Source organism: Chryseobacterium indologenes (genome assembly GCF_001295265.1).
GTDB classification, from domain to species: domain Bacteria; phylum Bacteroidota; class Bacteroidia; order Flavobacteriales; family Weeksellaceae; genus Chryseobacterium; species Chryseobacterium indologenes_A.
The window spans coordinates 1-1,776 of sequence record NZ_LJOD01000048.1 but is presented as its reverse complement, the minus strand read 5'-3'; the positions used below and the strand labels follow the sequence as shown (position 1 = coordinate 1,776).

The 1,776-nt window shown below is 40.7% G+C and carries 3 protein-coding genes; all 3 read left to right on the top strand.

The window, feature by feature from the left end; genetic code table 11:
* The first annotated feature begins 123 nt into the window (after window positions 1-123).
* Genes AOB46_RS22625 through AOB46_RS22615 form a run of 3 tightly spaced genes read left to right on the top strand, consistent with a single transcriptional unit; the run spans window position 124 to window position 1,672 of the window.
* Window positions 124-687 (top strand): hypothetical protein, encoded by a 564-nt coding sequence (locus AOB46_RS22625; protein WP_062703662.1) that lies wholly within the window; start codon window positions 124-126, stop codon window positions 685-687.
* A gap of 43 nt (window positions 688-730) precedes the next feature.
* Complete coding sequence (locus AOB46_RS22620) at window positions 731-1,108, top strand: hypothetical protein (protein WP_062703660.1); 378 nt, start codon at window positions 731-733, stop codon at window positions 1,106-1,108.
* A 6-nt stretch (window positions 1,109-1,114) separates the two neighbouring features.
* The gene (locus AOB46_RS22615; RefSeq protein WP_062703658.1) at window positions 1,115-1,672 is read left to right on the top strand and encodes a hypothetical protein; all 558 of its coding nucleotides are present in this window, start codon (window positions 1,115-1,117) and stop codon (window positions 1,670-1,672) included.
* Window positions 1,673-1,776: the final 104 nt, after the last annotated feature.

Here is a 1,776-nt window from a genome sequence, read left to right as displayed (position 1 = left end):
GAAGCCGAACTGATGAGAAAAACAGGCGGTGATATGAGCCAGATCATTGTCTGGGCTACCCAGATCTATATGAAGAAAAGCGACGAAATCCGTAAGAACATTAAATCTGAAAAATAAGATACCATGAAAAAAGTTTTAGCATTATTAAGCTTAGCTGCCTGTTCTTTTGGGTATGCACAGGGAGGAACTCTTATTCTTAATAACTATTCCAAATATGATTTCTATGGATACATCATGGCTAACAATACCTCGGGAAACTGCTATCCTAGCATAAGTTCGGCAGATCCTGAAATGGTCCGGGTTCCGGCCAACTCTCATATGGGTAATGGGAATGAACTCAGATACGATAATTACAGAGATCAATTTCTCAACTCTCTGTATCCTATGACTGCCTGGTCAGTAGCTTTGGCAAGCGGAGGTTCCAGTACTACACTAAGAGCATGGAACAATCCTTCTATGGCACCAGGGCTTGTTCTTTCAAACAATACCAAATGGGCCACCACCAAATTTGTGATGTATTATCCCGGTACCACAGATCTTGCTCCGGATAACTTTAATGGGGCTGTTACTCTTTTTAATAACTGCTACAATGCACCCAGCAGCTTTAGCACTCCTTCAGGAAACAGCGCGGAAATATTTACTGTAACCAGTGGAACGAATACGATCACTTATATCCAGCTTTTCTGATGCAGCCAGGTTTTAAACAAATTATACTTACATCTTAATTATTATGAAAAAACATTTTCTAATGGCAGCTTTTGCCACTTTAACGCTGATCTCGTGCAACAACGAAGGGAATGCTGTTAACACCATGGAGAGCATGAAAACTCCGCAGATGGAAAATTTCGACAAAGCTTTTAAAAGTCTGGGTGATCCACAGAACAGACCTACGGAAGAGGAGAAAAAAAGAAACACCTCTGAGCTGAGCGACAGAAGAAAAGCGCTTCTGGTTCCGGCTTCCAAAGAACTCATCCTTTCTACCGGCGTTACTGAAGCCGAACTGATGAGAAAAACAGGCGGTGATATGAGCCAGATCATTGTCTGGGCTACCCAGATCTACATGAAGAAAAGTGACGAAATCCGTAAGAACATTAAATCCGAAAAATAAACAACCATGAAAAAAGTTTTAGCCATATTAAGCCTGACAGCCTGCTCTTTAGGCTATGCACAGAAAGGACCTCTTATCCTCAACAATTATTCTGCCTATGAGTTTAGAGGAATTGTTTTTGCCAGTAATGAATCCGGAACAAACTGCTATCCTTATGTAACTTCCCAGGACCCTAATGAAATTATTGTTCCTGCTGACTCCCATGTAGGAAATGGGAAAGCCCTTATCTACGATAATTATCAGTCTCAATTTACCAATTCTTTATACCCTGTAACAACCTGGACAGTAAGTCTTTCAAGTACATCCATAACTCCAAGACCATGGAATCATCCGTCTTTACTGCCTACCGGAGTTATTTCAACCAACACAAGATGGTCGGGCACAAAATTCAGAATGTTTTATCCGGGAACCAATGATACTGTATGGGGTTTCGGCGGCCCGTTAGTACTTCCCAACAGCTGCTATAATGCTCCTGATAATTTTACCACTCCTGATGGAAACAGTGCGGAAATATTTACCATTACCGCCGACAAGGTTACAACTACTTATATTCAGCTTTACTGATCTTACCAGGTTTTAAACAATTATACTTACATCTTAATTACTATGAAAAAATATTTTCTAATGGCGGCTTTTGCCACTTTAACGCTGATCTCCTGTAACAATGA